Origin of the sequence: Eoetvoesiella caeni (assembly GCF_003315175.1) — a bacterium.
Taxonomy (GTDB): Bacteria; Pseudomonadota; Gammaproteobacteria; order Burkholderiales; family Burkholderiaceae_B; genus Eoetvoesia; species Eoetvoesia caeni.
The window spans coordinates 99,021-118,137 of sequence record NZ_QNRQ01000009.1; the positions used below are offsets into that span (position 1 = coordinate 99,021).

General features: G+C 60.7%; 12 protein-coding genes. 4 read left to right on the forward strand and 8 right to left on the reverse strand.

Translation table 11 applies throughout. From position 1 onward, the window contains the following. Positions 1-57: 57 nt before the first annotated feature. Together pgeF and DFR37_RS15630 are read right to left on the reverse strand one after the other, a co-directional pair. The gene (gene pgeF, locus DFR37_RS15625; protein WP_113934216.1) at positions 58-813 is read right to left on the reverse strand and encodes a peptidoglycan editing factor PgeF; all 756 of its coding nucleotides are present in this window, start codon (positions 811-813) and stop codon (positions 58-60) included. Beyond that, entirely contained in the window at positions 810-1,775 is a 966-nt protein-coding gene (locus DFR37_RS15630; RefSeq protein ID WP_113934217.1) for an RluA family pseudouridine synthase, read from the reverse strand. The genes pgeF and DFR37_RS15630 overlap by 4 nt, the downstream gene beginning before the upstream one ends. An 88-nt stretch (positions 1,776-1,863) precedes the next feature. Here DFR37_RS15630 and DFR37_RS15635 point away from each other — a divergent pair, with 88 nt between their 5' ends. Further along, positions 1,864-2,670, forward strand: coding sequence for an outer membrane protein assembly factor BamD (locus tag DFR37_RS15635; RefSeq protein WP_170139938.1), 807 nt, complete (start codon positions 1,864-1,866; stop codon positions 2,668-2,670). Positions 2,671-2,738: 68 nt separating this feature from the next. Here DFR37_RS15635 and yoaA read toward each other — a convergent pair whose 3' ends face one another. Next, positions 2,739-4,868, reverse strand: coding sequence for a DNA repair helicase YoaA (gene yoaA / locus DFR37_RS15640; RefSeq protein ID WP_113934283.1), 2,130 nt, complete (start codon positions 4,866-4,868; stop codon positions 2,739-2,741). 186 nt (positions 4,869-5,054) lie between these two features. Here yoaA and DFR37_RS15645 point away from each other — a divergent pair, with 186 nt between their 5' ends. Both DFR37_RS15645 and DFR37_RS15650 read left to right on the forward strand, forming a co-directional pair. Beyond that, positions 5,055-7,415, forward strand: a complete 2,361-nt coding sequence (locus tag DFR37_RS15645; protein WP_113934219.1) for a Tex family protein — start codon at positions 5,055-5,057, stop codon at positions 7,413-7,415. 5 nt (positions 7,416-7,420) lie between these two features. Next, the gene (locus tag DFR37_RS15650) at positions 7,421-7,942 is read left to right on the forward strand and encodes a hypothetical protein (RefSeq protein WP_113934220.1); all 522 of its coding nucleotides are present in this window, start codon (positions 7,421-7,423) and stop codon (positions 7,940-7,942) included. A gap of 49 nt (positions 7,943-7,991) precedes the next feature. Here the strand turns inward: DFR37_RS15650 and DFR37_RS15655 are convergent, their stop codons facing one another. The 5 genes from DFR37_RS15655 to DFR37_RS15675 all read right to left on the reverse strand — a co-directional run bounded on the left by DFR37_RS15655 (position 7,992) and on the right by DFR37_RS15675 (position 16,334). Next, positions 7,992-9,329, reverse strand: coding sequence for a tryptophan--tRNA ligase (locus tag DFR37_RS15655; RefSeq protein ID WP_113934221.1), 1,338 nt, complete (start codon positions 9,327-9,329; stop codon positions 7,992-7,994). Positions 9,330-9,351: 22 nt separating this feature from the next. Next, positions 9,352-10,443, reverse strand: coding sequence for a cell division protein ZapE (zapE, locus tag DFR37_RS15660; protein WP_113934222.1), 1,092 nt, complete (start codon positions 10,441-10,443; stop codon positions 9,352-9,354). 169 nt (positions 10,444-10,612) lie between these two features. Continuing rightward, on the reverse strand, positions 10,613-12,040 hold the full coding sequence (lpdA, locus tag DFR37_RS15665) for a dihydrolipoyl dehydrogenase (protein ID WP_113934223.1): 1,428 nt from the start codon (positions 12,038-12,040) through the stop codon (positions 10,613-10,615). A gap of 185 nt (positions 12,041-12,225) precedes the next feature. Beyond that, entirely contained in the window at positions 12,226-13,434 is a 1,209-nt protein-coding gene (gene odhB / locus DFR37_RS15670) for a 2-oxoglutarate dehydrogenase complex dihydrolipoyllysine-residue succinyltransferase (protein ID WP_113934224.1), read from the reverse strand. A gap of 29 nt (positions 13,435-13,463) precedes the next feature. Beyond that, positions 13,464-16,334, reverse strand: coding sequence for a 2-oxoglutarate dehydrogenase E1 component (locus DFR37_RS15675; protein WP_113934225.1), 2,871 nt, complete (start codon positions 16,332-16,334; stop codon positions 13,464-13,466). Positions 16,335-16,706: 372 nt separating this feature from the next. Here DFR37_RS15675 and DFR37_RS15680 point away from each other — a divergent pair, with 372 nt between their 5' ends. Next, positions 16,707-19,010, forward strand: a complete 2,304-nt coding sequence (locus DFR37_RS15680) for an NADP-dependent malic enzyme (protein ID WP_113934226.1) — start codon at positions 16,707-16,709, stop codon at positions 19,008-19,010. Positions 19,011-19,117 lie beyond the last annotated feature (107 nt).

The following is a 19,117-nucleotide window of genomic DNA, read 5'->3' on the forward strand; positions in this document are numbered from 1 at the left end:
TAAGCAGCTAGGCTCGGTCAAACGGCGTAGCCGCGGCCCGGCCCGCGAGCATGAGGATCAGCCGCGCTCCAGCCACGCCACAGTGGCCATGCGTCCGCTGGAGGCATCGCGCCGGTATGAATAAAACAAGTCGGCTTGCGCATAAGAACAATAGCCGCTGGCCTGTATGTCGTCGACGCCGGCCATGCGCAATCTGTATGAGGCCAGCCCCGACAGGTCGGCCAGCCATTTGCCCTCTTTACCGCCCGGCGCAAAGAATTCCTGGCACCGGGGATCGGCCTGAACAAAGGCCTGCAACACATCGGCCCCCACTTCGAAATGCGGCTGGCCTATCGCCGGGCCTATCCAGGCGCGCCAGGCCGACGCGCCCGAATGCTTTTGACGCAGTTGCTCGAGCGTGTTCTCGAGCACGCCCGCCGCCAGCCCGCGCCAGCCGGCATGCGCAACGCCCAGCGCTACGCCATCCACGTCGCCGATCACCACGGGCAGGCAGTCGGCCGTCATGATGGCCAGCACCCGGTTGGGCATGGTAGTCACCGCGGCATCGGCGCGGGGGCATGGCCCGCCGTCGCCGGGCATATCCGCATCGAAAACCTGGACTCCGTGCACCTGCTCCAGCCACGCTGGCTCGGTCGGCAGCAAGGCGGCAAGGCGGCGCCGGTTTTCATCGACATTGGCAACGTCGTCGCGCACATGGCGCGCAAGATTCAGCGACGCCAGAGCACCGCTGCTTACACCGCCCGAACGCGTCGTGCAAAAATAGCGCACGCCTTTCCAGGCAGCGCCGGTCACACATTCAAGCGGCTTGCTCATGGCTCATGCCAGGCGATGCCTTGCAACACAGCCAGAAAATCTTCGGCCAGCGGTGCCTCGAACGAGACCCGCTGCCCGGTGGAAAAATCGTCGAAGCGCAATGCACGCGCATGCAGCAGTTGCCGGGCGGCGCCAGCCAGCTGCTTGCCGCCGTACAACACGTCGGCAACCAGCGGGTGGCGCAAACTGGCCATATGCACCCGGATCTGGTGCGTGCGGCCGGTCTCGAGCCGGCACGCCACCTCGGTAACCAGGCTGCCTTCGGCGGTCTCGCCGATACGCACCGGTTCGTAATGGGTAATAGCCGCCTTGGGTGCAATGGGATTTTCGACGGCCATGCGCACCGGCACCCGGGCATCCCGCCCTATGGCCCTGTCGACCGTCCCGGACTTGACGATATTGCCATGCACCAGCGCCACGTACTCGCGGCTGACGCTTCTGTCTTGCAGTTGCCGTATCAAATGGGTCTGCGCCTTTTCGTGGCGGGCCACGACAAGCAGGCCTGAAGTGTCTTTATCGAGCCGGTGCACGATGCCCGCCCGCGCCACCGCCTTGAGTTCGGGAAACCGATGCAGCAAACCGTTCAGCAGCGTGCCGCTCCAGTTGCCTGCGCCCGGATGCGTGACCAGCCCGGCCGGCTTGTTCACGACTATCCAATCCGGGCTTTCCGCCACCACGCCGAACTCGACCGGCTCGGGCGAAAACGCCAGCGACTCGGGCGGCAACTGTTCCCAGACAGTAATCTTGTCGCCCGGATTGACCATTTGCCGCACGCGGGCGGCCTGCCCATTGACGTGCACATGGCCGCCCTCGATCCAGGCCTGCAGCCGGCTGCGGGAATGTTCGGGGATCAAACGGGCCAGAACTTTGTCCAAACGTTCAGGCAAGGCTTTGAAAGGCAGCTCGAACTGTAGCGGTTGCACCGGGTTTAAACTTTCTGTGGCAATATCTGTGTCAGGCATGGCGACTAATCATATAATCAGCCTGCATGCTAACACCAAGGACGCTTTTGTGACTCGCCCAAACATGAATATTCGTGGCTTTAACCAGATGAAAACACTTACCCGCTCGGCGCTTGCCGTGCTGGCGCTCATTGTTGTAGCCGGCTGCAGTTCCCTTAAAGGCGACGTCGACAAAACAGCCGGCTGGAGCGCCGACCGCCTGTACAAAGAAGCCCGCACCGAAGTCAGCGACGCCAACTGGAAAGAGGCCCGCACCCACCTCGAGGCCGTCGAATCCCGCTATCCGTTCGGCGGCTACGCGCAACAGGCGCTTATCGACCTGGCTTACGTCAACTGGAAAGACGACGAACCCGAACAGGCGCTGGCGGCCATCGACCGCTTCCAGCAGCAGTACCCAAATCACGAGGGTACCGATTACATGTTGTATCTAAAAGGGCTCATTACGTTTACACCGCCCAGCGCGTCGTTCACCAAGATTACCCGCCAGGACCCCAGCGAACGCGACCCCAAGGGCCTGCGCGAGTCATATGAAGCCTTCAACGAGCTGATCAAGCGCTACCCGGACAGCCGCTATACCGCAGACGCCAAAAAGCGCGTCACCTGGCTGGTCAGTACCCTGGCCGAAAACGAAACGCACGTAGCGCAATACTATTACGAGCGCCATGCCTATCTGGCCGCCATCAACCGCGCGCAAACCGTCATTACCGACTTCCAGGGCGTGCCCGTGGCCGAAAGAGCCTTGTATATCATGTATATGTCGTACGACAAGCTGAACATGCCCGAACTGCGCGACGACACCAAGCGCATCCTGGACCAGAACTTCCCCAACAGCAAGTTCTACGCACAAGGGCTGGACGAACCCAAAAGCGCCTGGAACCCCCTGAACTGGCTTTAAGTCCAAAGTGGGGCCCGGCCTAACCCAACAGGGAATCGAAGGCCGGCTTGCACCACGCCGAAATATCTTCAGGGCGCGGCTGCTTCCGCTTCAAGTCCTTCGACAGGCGCCACAGGCGCCTGTTTCCTATTAAAGAACTCCAGCACCTGGCCCAGTTCGCGCGTGCGCGAAAACGGCGGCAACCCGCGCCACAGCAGCTTGCCGTAGGGCTTGTCGACAATACGGCTGTCGCCCACCACCAACACGCCCCAGTCGCTTTCCGAACGGATCAGGCGGCCGGCCCCTTGTTTCAAGGCAATGGCGGCCTCGGGCACCTGATATTCCATGAAGGGATTGCCGCCTTCTTTGCGGCATAAATTCAGCCGCGCCTCCAGTACGGGATCGTCCGGCGGAGCAAACGGCAGCTTGTCGATAGCCACCAGCGTCAGTGCGTCGCCCGGCACATCGATGCCTTCCCAAAAACTGGCGCTGCCAACCAGGATGGCGTTTTTCTCGGTCCGGAAGCGTTCCAGCAGCACCCGCCGCGAGCTTTCGCCCTGGCGCAGCAGGACGCGATCGCTGCCCGCTACGTCCAACTGTTCTTCGAGCAGCTCGGCAATGCGGTCGACCGAGCGCAAGGTGGTGCACAGCACCAGCACCCCGCCCTGCGAAACCTCGATCAAGGGCAGCAAGACCTCGACGAATTTTTCGTTGAACCGGCTATCGTTGGGCAAAGGCAGGTTTTTCGGCACGAACAGCACGCCTTGCTGGCCATAATCGAAAGGCGAGTCCCAGCGCAGCGTCGACGCGCTCCACAGGCCCAATTGCTTTTGAAAGTGCGCAAAATTGCCGCCCACCGACAAGGTGGCCGAAGTCAGCACCCAGGCTTGATCCTCGCGGCGATAGCGCGAGAAGATCTGTGCCACCGACAAAGGCGCGCTGTGCAAACGCATATGGTGCGTGCTTTGTTCCACCCAGCGCACCGAGGCCGGCGGCGCAACGGTAACCAGTGTTTCGGCTTGCACCGCATCGAATGCATCCGCCGTTTCCCGGGCAGCGGCGTCAAGCCCGCCTTCCTTGAGCTTGTCGCCGGCCGACGAGCCCGGCACGAGCGCATTGCGGCCTTGCCTGTCGGGTTGGCTCCATAGAAACAACTTGGCGCGCAAGTCCAGGCAGCTTTTATGCGCGGCCGCGAGATCCGGATGTTTTTCAGACACCACATTCAGCAGTTGCGCGCTGCGGTCCAGTACCTGCAATAAATCGTCCAGCGCCTGGTCGAACTCGGCCGCATTGGGAATGGCGTCGTAAGTGGCCTTGCGCCCCGGCAGCTTGTCGATGGGTGCGGCGGCCAGGCGCAAGTCGCGCGCGGCCTGTTCGATTTTTTTACCCGCCTCGCTCCAGTTGGTCGACTCGCGAGCCTGGGCCAGGCCCGCAGCCTCGACCATGCGCGCCAGGTCCAGCAATTGGTGCGACGAAACGCTGGTGCCCAGAAAGCGTGTGGCTATGTCGGGTAGTTGATGGGCCTCGTCGAACACCACCATGTCGGCGGCCGGCAGCAAATCGGTAATTCCGTCTTCGCGCAGGGCCAGGTCGGCCATGAACAGCGCATGGTTGACGACCACCAGGTCGGCGTCCTGCGCGTATCGCCGCGCCTTCAGCACAAAACAGTCGCGCACATGGGGACACTCCTGGCCCAGGCAATTCTCGCGCGTGGAGGTCACCCTGTTCCAGATGTCCGCGTCTTCGGGAACCTGGGCCAAGTCGGCCTTGTCGCCCGTTTTGGACTGCTGGGCAAAAACCTGGATGGCCCGCAACTGGCCGATTTCCGCCCGCGATTTCAAGGCGCGGTCGTCACCGCCCAGCCGCTCGAGATGATAATGGCATACATAGTTGCCACGGCCCTTGAGCAGGGCAATGGTAATGGGCAAGGCCAGCGCTTCGCGCAAGCGCGGCAAATCGCGCCGGAACAATTGGTCTTGCAGCGTACGCGTACCGGTCGAGACCAGCACCTTGCCACCGCTAAGAAAGGCCGGAACCAGATACGCCCAGGTCTTGCCGGTGCCGGTACCGGCTTCGGCAACCAGGACCTTGCGCTCTTGCAGAGCCGTTTCTATGGCCTGCGCAAGCTCCAGCTGCGCCTGGCGCGGCCTGAAATCGGGCACGGCGGCCGCAATCGGGCCACTCGGAGAGAAAATATCGGAAAGTTCTTGCAACAGCATCCGGTCGATGACAAGGTCATAATAGAAGGGAGATACCAAATGATAACCCCAGTACCCCGTCCGCCTGAGACGCCGTGCGTATTAACCACGCAGGACACTGGAGTCCCCCCGAACATCCTCGGTTACATTCCCGAGGCCAGCCTGTGGCAAAATGCCCCGCTTGAGCGACGTTTTATAGATAGATTCATGACCACTACCGCAGTCCACACCAATTCCACTTCTTCCACAGCCAGTGATGCCGCGCGCATCCTGGCCCTGCTTACCGGCGAACTCGGCGTCCGCAGCTCCCAGATCGCCTCGGCCATCGAACTGCTGGATGGCGGCGCTACGGTGCCTTTCATCGCCCGCTACCGCAAAGAAGCCACGGGCGGGCTGGACGACACGGTGCTGCGCAACCTGGAAGTACGGCTGCTTTACGTGCGCGAGATGGAAGGCCGGCGCTCGGCCATCCTGGAATCTATCGAACAGCAGGGCAAGCTAAGCCCCGAGCTGCAAAAAGAAATCGAAGCGGCCGACACCAAGCAGCGCCTGGAAGACCTGTATGCGCCCTACAAGCCCAAGCGGCGCACCCGCGCCCAGATCGCCCGCGAAGCCGGCCTGGAGCCGCTTGCCGACGCCATCGTGGACGACGTCTCGTGCGACCCGGCCGTGCTGGCGCTGGACTATCTGAATGCCGAAGCTTCCATCAACGATGCCAAAGCGGCTCTTGACGGCGCGCGCGACATCCTGGCCGAGCGCTATGCCGAAAACGCCGACCTGCTGGCCGACCTGCGCGACCACCTCTGGAATACGGGGCTGCTGTACTCGAAAGTCGTCGAAGGCAAGGAAAACGACGGCGACAACTTCCGCGACTGGTTCGACTTTCAGGAGCCCCTGCGCACCCTGCCCTCGCACCGGGTGCTTGCGTTGCTGCGCGGACGCCAACAAGGCGCATTGGATTTGCGCCTGGGGCTCAAGCCCGAACTGGAACAGCTAACGCCGCATCCCTGCGTTGTGCGCATTGCCCAGGCCCTGAAAACCGGTGCCGATTTTTCGCTTGAAGCCACGCCGCGCGCGCGCTGGCTGGCTGAAGTCTGCCGCTGGACCTGGCGCGTCAAGCTCTTGACGGCATTTGAAACCGAGCTTATCGGCCGCCTGCGCGACGAGGCCGAGCAAGAAGCCATCCGCGTATTCGCCGCCAACCTCAAAGACCTGCTGCTGGCGGCTCCGGCCGGCCCCAAGGCCGTCATGGGGCTGGACCCCGGCATACGCACGGGCGTCAAGGTCGCCATCATCGATCCCACCGGAAAAGTGCTGGACACGGCCACCATCTATCCCTTCGAGCCGCGCCGCGACCGCGAGGGTTCCATCAACACACTGGCTGCGCTGGCCACCCGCCACAACGTAGAACTTGCGGCCATCGGCAACGGCACGGCCTCGCGCGAAACCGAAAAACTTGTCATCGACCTGCTCGAAAAATTTCCCGCGCTCTCGTTCACCCGCGTCATCGTTTCAGAAGCCGGCGCGTCGGTTTATTCCGCATCCGAACTTGCCGCCATGGAATTCCCCGACCTGGACGTCAGCCTGCGCGGGGCGGTATCCATTGCCCGGCGCTTGCAAGACCCGTTGGCGGAATTGGTCAAGATTGAACCCAAGGCTATCGGTGTGGGCCAGTACCAGCACGATGTCAACCAGCGCGAACTGGCCCGTTCGCTGGATGCCGTCATCGAGGACTGCGTGAACGCTGTGGGCGTGGACGTCAATACCGCCTCGGCGCCGCTGCTGACGCGGGTGTCGGGCTTGAACACGACGCTGGCCAAGAACATCGTGGCCTGGCGCGACGCCAACGGCGCCTTCCCCAACCGCAAAGCCTTGATGAAGGTTGCGCGTTTCGGCGACAAGGCGTTCGAGCAGGCCGCCGGCTTTCTGCGCATCGCCAACGGCGATAACCCGCTGGATGCATCTTCGGTACACCCCGAAGCCTATCCGGTCGTACAGCGCATCCTGGGCAAGATCAATGCCGACGCGCGCCAGATCATGGGGCAGCAAGGCGCCCTGAAAGGCGTGTCGCCGTCCGATTTCACCGACGAACGTTTTGGACTGCCCACCGTCAAGGACATCTTCACCGAACTGGAAAAGCCCGGCCGCGATCCGCGTCCCGAGTTCAAGACCGCCCAATTCAAGGAAGGCGTCAATTCGCTGAACGATTTGCACGTGGGCATGGTACTTGAAGGCGTCATCACCAACGTGGCCAACTTCGGCGCCTTTGTCGATATTGGCGTGCATCAGGACGGCCTCGTGCACATCTCGGCGCTGGCCGATAAATTCGTCAAAGATCCGCGCGACGTCGTGCGCGTGGGGCAAACCGTCAAAGTAAAGGTCCAGGAAGTCGATGTTGCACGCAAGCGTGTGGGGCTGACCATGCGGCTGGACGACGATTCCGCGCCGCAGCGGCGCGGCAACGGCCCCAGCGGCAGAACGGCCCAATCTACGCGGCAGTCGGGCAAGCCACCGGCCGATAACGGCCTGGGCGCAATGGCGGCCGCATTCGCCAAACTAAATAAGTGAAACCCATGTCCGACATACCCGAGAATTTCGACACAGATATCGCGACATTGGTTGCAGCGCTAAGCTGCGGCGATCTTGACGAACACGAAATCGCGCGCATAGTGGGCATATGCCGGCAAGCGCTGGAGAATCCGGCCGCCGTGCTGGCAGAGAACTACGGCACTGAAGCGGCAGAAGTCGCGCAATACGACCCGCAGGGCGTCATTGCCTTTATTGTGTTTATCGAGCTTGAAGATTACTTTGCCGTGGCCGACACCGTCGACGAACTGCACGAGCAGATCATTGCGGCGTTCGAGGCGCCGCAACTGCCCGACTATCCCTACGACGACAATGACTTCGAAACGGTCTCGGACTATTTTCAATGGCTGGACGCCCAACTGCTGGAGCATCATGCGGCGTATCGCCTGATCCATTTCGGCCAAAGCTATACCAACGACTTCCAGACCGTGCTGGTCCACCGGGAAGGCACCGATTCGCTGCTGGCGTTATGCCGTAAGCTGAAGCTGGAAGCCGAATATTGCGAATAGCCGGCAGGATGAACGAAGCGCTCAAATGAGCGCTTCGTTATAGAGAAGACTATTCGGCTGCGCTTAGCGAGGCTATGGCTTCACGCACTGCGGGCAGCGCTGCGGCCTCAAGGCGGCCCACTTCGACTTCGCCAACGCGCAGCACCGCGGCTTCACCTGCCTGGACCACAAAGCCATCGAGTTCCTCGTTTTGCAGGCGCTTGATGACCTCGCCGGCCGCCTTCGGATTGGCAAAGGCGCTGGACAGCAAAAGCTCGTTGCCGGCCGCATCCAGCAAGCGAAACCGGAACTGGCCCTCTTCGTCCCGAAAGCTTACGAAACGGGCTTTCTTTTCTGCCTTGGTTTTGCCGGCCTTATCTTGTGCGGCACTGACCACTGCGGGGCGCAACCCCACTGCGGCCCGCAATTGCGCCATGAAAGGCGCGGAGATCTTGCGCGCCTTGGCAGCGCCGGCCTGCAGGATTTCTTCGATGCGCTGGGGCTTGGCCATAAGCTCGGCATAGCGTTCGCGCATTGGCGCCAGCTCCAGTTCGATGCGATCGCACAACTGATTCTTGGCATCGCCCCAACCCATTCCCTGTTCCAGTTCCCGGCGAAACTGCAGGGACTCTTGCGGCGTGGCGAAGGCCCGGTACAAGGTGTACAAGTGCGAGCCTTCCGCATCCTTGGGCTGCCCAGGTTCGCGCGAATCGGTCACAATGCGCGCCACCGCGGCCCTGGTGGCCTTGGCGCCGCCCTCGAACAGAGGGATAGTATTGTCGTAGCTCTTGGACATCTTGCGCCCGTCCAGCCCCGGCAAGGTTGCCACTTCGTCGTCGATCTGCACTTCAGGCAAGACAAAGAAGTCCTGGCCGCCGCCGTACAAATGATTGAAACGCTGCGCGATGTCGCGCGCCATTTCCAGGTGCTGAACCTGGTCGCGCCCAACCGGCACTTTGCGCGCATTGAACATGAGAATGTCAGCCGCCATCAAGATGGGATAAGAGAACAAGCCCATGTTGACGCCGTCGTCGGGCTCGGCCTGCCGGGCCACATTCTGGTCAACCGACGCCTTGTAAGCGTGCGCCCGGTTCATCAGTCCCTTGGGCGTAACGCAGGTAAGCATCCAGCACAGTTCGGGAATCTCGGGAACATCGGACTGCCGGTAAAGCGTGACTTTGTCCGCGTCCAGGCCAGCGGCAATCCAGGTGGCGGCAATTTCCAGGCGCGAGCGGGCAATACGCTGCGGGTCGTCGCACTTGATCAGGGCGTGGTAGTCGGCCATGAAATAAAAGGCGTCCACGCCGGGCAGCTCGCTGGTCTGGATTGAAGGCCGGATCGCCCCGGCATAATTGCCCAGGTGCGGTGTTCCGGAAGTCGTAATGCCGGTCAATACGCGGGTAGTCATAGATTAGTCAATGCTTTAAGGTTCAGAGCGTCGCCGTCGTGCGGCGCTCGGACTCGAGGTATTCGCGCGAATGCATTTCCATAATGCGCGAGACAGTGCGATGGAACTCGTTGGCCATCGGACCTTGAGTATATAACTCTTCCGGCTCGCACTCGGCCGACATGATGAGCTTGACCTTATGGTCGTAAAAAACATCGATCAGCCAGGTAAACCGCCGTGCTTCAGAGGCATGACGCGCCGTCATGCGCGGCACGTCCGAGACAATGACGGTCTGGAAGCGGCTGGCCAAGTCCAGATAGTCATTCTGCGAACGCGGCCCGCCGCACAAGGTGGCAAAGTCGAACCACACAATGCTGCCGGACAAGGCAATCGCCTTGACCTCGCGATGCTCTATCGTCAGTACCGGCTTTAGCGGCGCCGTGTCCGACAAGCGTTCAAAAATCTCGCGCAGTTCAATGTTTGTGGATTCGACAATAGGAGACAAATACATGCGCACGGTCGCCAGCATGCGGCGCCGGTAGTCTGTTCCGGTGTCGACGTTCAGTATGTCCATCCGCTCTTTGATCAGCTTGATGGCGGGCAGAATGCGGTCGCGATGCAGGCCGTCCGGGTACAAAGTGGAGGGCTCGTAATTCGATGTCATGACAAAAGACGTGCCCAGCTCGAACAGCTTGAACAACAGCCGATGCAGAATCATTGCGTCGGCGACGTCCGAAATATGGAACTCGTCGAAGCAGATCAGGCGGTAGCGCTTGGCAATGCGCCGCGCCACTTCGTCCAGCGGATCTTGCATCCCTTTGACTTCGTCCAGCTCGCGATGCACGCCGCGAATGAATTCGTGAAAATGCAGGCGGGTCTTGCGCTTGAGCGGCACGGACATGTAGAACGCGTCCATCAGGAAGCTTTTGCCGCGCCCCACGCCGCCCCACATATAAACGCCGCGGGGGACGTCGGGCCTGCGAAACATCTTGCGCAATGTCGTCGAGCGGGCCTCTTTGAATTCGATCCAGTCGTCGTAATACTGCTGCAAACGGTCGATAGCGGCCAACTGAGCCGCATCGGCCTGATAGCCGCGCTCATCTAGAGCATGTTGGTAATACTCGCGAACGTTCATAAACCCCGGTCTTGCATAATTGAAAGAATGGCTCCCTGCTTAAGCCCGGCACGGCGATAAAAAGGGGGCTTACGCCCCCTTCTTCAACGTACCGGAAGACTGGCGCTGCACGCGGCGTATGGCCCGCCGTGCAACGCAGCCTCTTGCAGGCACATGGCGGCCTGCCTTATTAGAAATTCAGGGTACGTTTGTCGACGGCCAGCGCCGCTTCTTTCATGGCTTCGGACAAGGTCGGATGCGCATGGCAGATACGTGCAATGTCTTCGGCCGCACCGCGGAATTCCATGATGGTGACGGCTTCGGAAATAAGCTCGGAAGCCATGGGCCCGATAATATGGACGCCCAGCACCTCGTCGGTCTTGGCATCGGCAAGAATCTTGACGAAACCGGTGGTGTCCCCCAAGGCCCGCGCACGGCCGTTGGCCAGGAAAGGAAAGCTGCCGGCCTTGTAGGCCACGCCTTCCGTCTTGAGCTGCTGTTCGTTGCGGCCCACCCAGGCGATTTCCGGCGAGGTATAGATAACGCTGGGAATCGTGCCGAAGTTGACATGGCTGTGCTGGCCGGAAATGCGCTCGGCCACGGCAACGCCCTCTTCTTCGGCCTTGTGCGCCAGCATGGGGCCCCGCACAACGTCGCCAACCGCCCAGACATTGGGAAGATTGGTCTTGCACTCGTCATCGACAATGACGAAGCCGCGCTCGTCCAGCTTCAGGCCCACGGTGTCCACGCCCAGGCCCTGGGTATGCGGCACGCGGCCGATCGAAACGATGAGGTTGTCAACAGCCAGCGACTGTTCGGCGCCCGACGCGTCGGTATAAGGCACGGTTACCGACTTGGCGGTCGTCTTGACTTCGCCGATCTTGACGCCGGTGCTGATCTTCAGGCCCTGCTTGGTGAACACTTTAAGCGCTTCTTTGGCCACCTGCTGGTCCGCCACCGCCAGAAAATCGGGCATGGCTTCCAGGACGGTGACTTCCGCGCCCAGGCGGCGCCAGACGCTGCCCAGCTCCAGGCCAATAACGCCGGCGCCGATGACGCCAAGCTTCTTGGGCACGGCGCCCAGGCTCAGGGCGCCATCGTTGGACAGGATTTTCTTTTCGTCGAACGGCAGGCCCGGCAACGCACGCGGCGCGGAGCCGGTCGCAACAATGACGTGCTTGGCCAGCAAATCTTCTTCGGAGGCGCCAGCCACCTTGATAGACCAGCCGCCATCGACATACGCCGCGAACGAGCCCGTACCATGGAAGAAAGTAACCTTGTTCTTTTTGAACAAATACAGAATGCCTTCGTTGTTCTGCTTGACGACCGAGTCTTTGCGCCCGACCAGGGTGTCGAGCTTCAGGCCGACGCCCTTGACTTCGATGCCGTGCTCGGCAAAGTGATGGTTGGCCTGGTCGTAGTGTTCGGAAGACTGCAGCAATGCCTTGGACGGGATGCACCCGACATTGGTGCAGGTGCCGCCGGGCGCGGGCTTGCCGTCAGCCGTGCTCCATGCGTCGATGCACGCCACCGACATGCCCAGCTGCGCGGCGCGGATAGCGGCGATGTAGCCTCCGGGGCCTGCGCCAATGACGACTACGTCGAATTGTTTAGCCATAGTATTCACTCGATAAAATAAGGGAGCCCGCACAAAGGGCGCGCACTCCGGAACAAAGGAAACGCCGCAAGTACAGGACCGGACATACAGGCCCCGCGGCGTTTATACAAAAGGCCCCGGCAAACGGTACGCGAATGCTTCGGTACGATTTCCGGGGCCCGATTCCTGCTTAAGGCCGGGATCGATCAGAGGTCGAGCAGCAAACGCTGAGGATCTTCAAGGGCTTCTTTCATGGCAACCAGCGCCAGCACGGCTTCACGGCCGTCGATGATGCGGTGGTCGTACGACAGCGCCAGGTAGTTCATGGGCCGGATGACAATCTGGCCTTTTTCGACGACAGCGCGGTCCTTGGTGGCATGGATGCCCAGGATGGCCGACTGCGGCGGGTTGATGATGGGCGTGGACAGCATGGAGCCGAACACACCGCCATTGGAGATGGAGAACGTGCCGCCGGTAAGCTCTTCAAGAGTAAGCTTGCCGTCGCGAGCGCGCGCGCCGAAGTCGGCGATCTGTTTCTCGATGTCGGCGATCGAGAGTTGGTCGGCGTTGCGCAGGATGGGCACGACCAGGCCGCGCGGGCTGCCGACCGCAATGCCGATATCGAAGTAGCCGTGATAAATAATGTCCTTGCCGTCGACCGAGGCATTGACCAGCGGGAACTTCTTCAGTGCGGCCACGGCGGCCTTGACGAAGAACGACGTAAAGCCCAGCTTGACGCCGTGTTCTTTCTCGAACTTGTCTTTATATAGCGCGCGCAGGTCAAGAATGGCCTGCATATTGACTTCGTTGAAGGTGGTCAGGATGGCGTTTTCGGCTTGCGACTGCAGCAGGCGTTCGGCCACACGGGCACGCAGGCGGCTCATGGGAACGCGCTGCTCTGGGCGGCCGTCCAGCGACAAGGTGGGAGGCGCAACAGGCGCCGCGGCCTTTTTGGCGGGAGCTGCCGAACCGGCTTCCAGGGCGTCGCCCTTGGTAATGCGGCCGCCGCGGCCCGAGCCTTCGACTGAAACGGCATCGACACCCTTTTCGGCCAAGATCTTGGATGCGGCAGGCGACGCAATGGCCGATACCGAAGCGGCGGCGGGCGCTGCCGCTGCCGGTGCGGCTGCTGGAGCGGGTGCCGCTGCAGCGGCGGGCGCCGCGCTGGCCTTGGCGTCGGTGTCGATGCGAGCCAGGACTTCGCCAGCCGTGACAGTGCTGCCGTCGGCCTTGACGATTTCACTCAGTACGCCCGAAGCGGGGGCAGGCACTTCCAGTACGACTTTATCGGTTTCGACTTCGATAAGGATTTCATCGGCAGTTACCGCTTCGCCCGGCTGCTTCTTCCATGTGAGCAGGGTTGCTTCTGAAATTGATTCGGAAAGCTGGGGAACGAGAACCTCTGTGATAGCCATAGTATGTATTCCGTTATGAAAGATATTTGTTATTTGGTCAGCATGAAGCCTTTGAACTTGGCAGAAAAAGCCTGCTCAAGCAAAGCCTTCTGTTGCTCCTGGTGCTTGGCCAGGTAGCCCACTGCAGGAGAAGCCGACGCGGAACGACCGGCATAACCCAGCTTTTGGCCTTCAGCCATATTCTCGTACAGATGGTGCTGCACATAAAACCATGGACCTTGGTTCTGCGGCTCGTCCTGCACCCAAACGATTTCAGTCGCATTGGCGTATTTTTGCAATTCGGCCTGGAACGATTTGTGGGCAAACGGGTAAAGCTGTTCGACGCGCAGAATGGCAACGTCGTTGCGCCCTGCTTCGGTACGGGCATGGACCAGGTCGTAATAAACCCGGCCCGAACAAACCAGCACGCGCTTGACGCCCGCCGGGTCGATGGTTTCGCTTTGTTCGCCGATAACGGGGAGGAACTGGCTGGTTACCAGGTCGGACAGCGGCGATGCCGCGTCTTTGTGGCGCAGCAAGGACTTGGGCGTAAGAATGATCAATGGCTTGCGGAACGCCCGGATCATCTGGCGGCGCAGCACGTGGAATATTTGTGCCCCGTTGCTGGGCTGTACCACCTGGATATTGTTGTCGGCGCACAGTTGCAGGAAGCGCTCGATGCGCGCGGACGAGTGCTCTGGACCCTGGCCTTCGTAGCCATGCGGCAGCATCAAAGTAAGGCCGCACTGGCGTCCCCACTTGGCTTCGCCCGAGCTGATGAACTGGTCGATAACGACCTGGGCGCCATTGACGAAGTCGCCAAACTGCGCTTCCCAGATGGTTAGCGTGTTGGGTTCGGCAGTTGCATAGCCGTACTCGAAGCCCAGTACCGCCATTTCGGACAGCACGGAGTCGATGACCGTGAACGGAGCCTGGGTTTCGGAGACGTTCTGCAGCGGAATATAGGCGCCGTCGTTCCAGCGTTCGCGCTTTTGATCGTGCAGCACCGCATGGCGGTGCGAGAACGTGCCGCGGCCCGAGTCCTGGCCGGTAATGCGGATGGCATAACCGGAGGAAACCAGCGTGGCAAACGCAAGATGCTCGCCCATGCCCCAGTCGACCTTTTGTTCGCCGCGCGCCATTTTCAGGCGGTCGTTGAGCAGCTTGTTGACCAATGGGTGAACCGTGAAGTTCTCGGGAACCATGGTGAGCTTTTCGCCGATGCGGGTAAGCTCGACCTGGGGTACGCCGGTGTCGGCCTGGTCGGTCCACTTGGCGTTAAGGAAGGCAGTCCAGTCGGTGGAGTACTTGTTCTTGTAGTCGGTAAGAACTGGTTCGACGGTACGCTGGCCGTCTTCCATGAGCTGGCGGTAGTCCTTGACCAACTGGTCGGGTTCGCCTTCGGAAAGAACGCCTTGCGCAACCAGCTTGTCGGCATACAGCTTGCGGGTGCCGGGATGCTGGCCGATGCTCTTGTACATAAGAGGCTGGGTAAGCGAAGGAGTGTCTTGTTCGTTGTGGCCCAGCTTGCGAAAGCAAACGATATCGACCACGACATCGTGTTCGAATTCGCGGCGGTAGTCCAACGCCAGCTGCGTTACGTACACAACGGCTTCGGGGTCGTCGCCGTTGACATGGAACACAGGGGCTTCGATCATCTTGACCACGTCGGTGCAATACAGCGTGGAACGCGTATCGCGCGGATCGGAAGTGGTAAAGCCGATTTGGTTGTTGATGACAATGTGCAGCGTACCGCCGGTACCGTAGCCGCGGGTTTGCGCAAGATTGAGCGTTTCCATGACCACGCCCTGGCCCGCAAAGGCGGCGTCGCCATGCACCAGAACGGGCAGCACCTGGCTGCCGTCGTCGTCGCCGCGGCGGTCCTGGCGGGCGCGCACGCTGCCTTCGACCACGGGGTTGACGATTTCAAGGTGTGAAGGATTGAACGCCAGCGACAAGTGAACCGGGCCGCCGCGGGTGGAGAGGTCGCTGGAAAAACCGTTGTGATATTTGACGTCGCCGTCGGTCAACCCCTGTGCATGCTTGCCTTCGAATTCGGCGAACAGGTCGCCCGGCATCTTGCCCATGATGTTGACCAGCATGTTCAAGCGGCCGCGGTGGGCCATGCCGACCACGATTTCCTGGACGCCGTTTTCGCCGGCGTGATTGACGACTTCGTCCATGGCGGCGATAAAGCTTTCGCCGCCCTCAAGCGAGAAGCGCTTTTGCCCCACGTACTTGGTGTGCAGGAAGCGCTCGAGACCTTCGGCTTCGGTGACCTGCTGCAGGATGTGCCGCTTGCGCTCTGGCGCAAACGCCGGCACGCCGCTCATGGACTCCAGGCGTTCCTGGATCCAGCGCTTGGCGGCCGGATCGGAGATGTGCATGAATTCGGCGCCGACAGTGCGGCAATATGTGTCGCGCAATGCCTTGAGCATGTCGCGCATGGTCATTGTGTCGGCTTTGGTGAAATAGGTGTTCGTGGCGGAATACACCTGGTCCAGGTCGGCTTCGGTCAGACCGTAGAACCCAGGGTCGAGTTCCGGAATGACGGGGCGGTCGTGGCGCTTGAGCGGATCGAGCTCGGCAAAGCGGGCACCCAGCGAGCGATAAGCCGCGATAATGGACTGGACGTAAACCTGTTTGCCGGCCACGGCAAGGTCGGGCTCTTGGGAGCGCGCAACGAATGCGTTGGCCTTTGCGCGCTGCGCAAAAGATTCGACTATGGGGGCATGTGCCTGGTCGCGCGTAATTTCGCGGCCATCGGTTGCAGGCTGATGTTGAAGCTGATCGAAGTAAGCACGCCATTGATCCCCGATGGACGAAGGATTGTCCAGATAGGATTCGTAGAGTTCCTCTACATATGGGGCGTTACTGCCGAAAAGATAAGACGTGGATAAAAGTTCTATTTCCGATGACATAAATGCGCTTCACCTTTGCGAGCGTCTCGCTCGTTTTGATGCAGGGGACAACCTTCCGCGACACGGCCAGACCGGTTAGCGGATAGCAGGGCAGAAGGCAACGTACGACGCCTTGATAAGCCGTATTCCAACCAGTATACCCAGTTTCAAATTAGAAAGTAACGCGAAACCTGGGAAAGCCGCCCAAAAACAAGCCAAACGTTGACTATATCTGACAGACCATCCGCCAAAGTCTCCGCCGCGGTCCCGATATTGCGCCGCAGCACTGCAAACAGGGGCTTTGCGGACAGGCGTGCGCCCCGCCCCGGTCTGGAAAAGATTACACTTATGCATCGCAACGTTCATTAAAAACCGCCTCAGGAGCTACACCCAATGGTCGCCAACGCTGATCTCTCGAAACTGGCACTCGACTATCATGCCTTCCCAGTGCCAGGAAAAATCTCGGTCACTCCGACCAAGACTCTCGCCAATCAGGACGACCTGTCCCTGGCCTATTCCCCGGGGGTGGCGATAGCCAGCATGGCTATCTACGAAGGCGGCGAAGACGCCGCCGCCAAATACACGTCGCGTTCCAACCTGGTGGGTGTGGTCACCAACGGCACGGCCGTCCTGGGTCTTGGCAATATCGGGCCGCTGGCCGCCAAGCCCGTCATGGAAGGCAAAGGCTGCCTGTTCAAGAAATTCGCCGGCATCGACGTATTCGACATCGAGCTTGCCGAGAACGACCCCGACAAGCTGGTCGACATCATTGCGGCGCTCGAGCCCACGCTGGGCGGCATCAACCTTGAAGACATCAAGGCCCCCGAATGCTTCTACATCGAAAAGAAGCTGCGCGAACGCATGAAGATTCCGGTTTTCCATGACGACCAGCACGGCACGGCCATTATTTCGGCGGCTGCCATCCTGAACGGCCTTAAAGTGCTGAACAAAGATATCGACAAGGTCAAGCTGGTGTGTTCGGGCGCGGGCGCCGCGGCCATCGCCTGCCTTAATCTGCTGGTGCACCTGGGCGTACAGCGCTCCAATATTTATGTCGTCGATTCGCGCGGCGTCATCTGGGAAGGCCGCGAGGCCAATATGGAGCCCACCAAGGCGGCCTACGCGCAAAAAACCGACGCGCGCACCCTGGCCGACGTCTGCCGCGATGCAGACGTTTTCCTGGGCTGTTCGGCTCCGGGCGTCCTCACAGCCGACATGCTCAAGACCATGGCGCCCCAGCCTTTTATTCTGGCGCTGGCCAATCCCGAGCCTGAAATCCGTCCTGAAATCGCCAAAGCGGCACGCCCCGACTGCATCATCGCCACCGGGCGTTCGGACTACCCGAACCAGGTCAATAACGTACTGTGCTTCCCCTTCATTTTCCGGGGCGCCATGGACGTGGGCGCAACCGTCATCAACGAAGAAATGAAGCTGGCCTGCGTCAAGGCCATCGCCGAACTGGCCCAGGCCGAACAAAACGACGAAGTCGCCAGCGCCTACGCCGACCAAGAGCTATCGTTCGGGCCCGACTATATTATTCCCAAGCCCTTCGATCCGCGCCTGATCATCAGGATTGCGCCGGCCGTTGCCCAGGCCGCCATGGACTCCGGCGTTGCCAAGCGCCCCATCGAAGACATGGAGGCCTATCGCCAGCGCCTCATGAGCATCGTCTACCACACCGGCCAGCTCATGCGCCCGCTGTTCATGCAGGCCAAGACCGCACCCAAGCGCGTCATCTACGCCGACGGCGAAGACGAACGCGTACTGCGCGCGGCGCAAACAGTGCTTGACGAAGGCATAGCCCAGCCCATTCTTATAGGCCGCCCTGCCGTCATCCAGATGCGCATTGAAAAATTCGGCCTGCGCCTGGTCATCGGTGACAACCTCGAGGTCGTCAACCCGGAAGACGATCAGCGCTTCAACGAAACCTGGTCCGCCTATTACAAGCTGCAAGGCCGCAACGGCGTAACGCCCGAAATTGCCAAGGCCATGGTACGCAAGCACAATTCGCTTATCGGCGTCATGCTGCTGCAGCGCGGCGATGCCGACGCCATGCTGTGCGGGGTCGCCAGCCGCTTCGACAACCAGCTTAAATACGTGCAGGAAGTCATCGGCCTCAAGCCCAATGTCAGCACGTATGCAGCCATGAACGTGCTCATGCTGCCCGACCAGACGCTGTTCATCTGCGACACCCACGTCAACGAAAACCCCAGCGCCGCCGAAATCGCCGACATGACCATCCAGGCCGCCGCCGAAATCCATCGCTTCGGGGTGGTTCCAAAAGTGGCGCTGTTGTCGCATTCCAACTTCGGCAGCCGTTCGACAGAATCTTCGCGCAAAATGGCCGAAGCCCGCCGTCTTATCGGCGAGCTTGCACCCCACCTGGAAGTCGATGGCGAAATGCATGCCGACTCGGCCCTGTCCGAAAAAGTGCGGCTCAAGTCCTACCCCGACTCCACCCTGAAAGGCCCGGCCAACTTGCTGATCATGCCGAACCTGGATACCGGCAATATCACATACAACATGCTGAAGATGACGGGCAGCAACGGCGTGGCCATGGGCCCGGTCCTTTTGGGCGCAGCCCGCCCGGTGCACATCCTGACCACCAGCGCCACCGTGCGCCGCATCGTCAACATGACGGCGCTGGCGGTCGTGGACGCGCAGCAAGAAGCTCAACAGGAAGCCCGCAAGGCGTAAAAGCCCAGCAGCCGTCGCCAACAAAAAAACCACTCCGCGGAGTGGTTTTTTTATGTTTGCGGAACGCCGCCAGCGATCTGCCGGCGCCCTGCAATCAATGATACGCC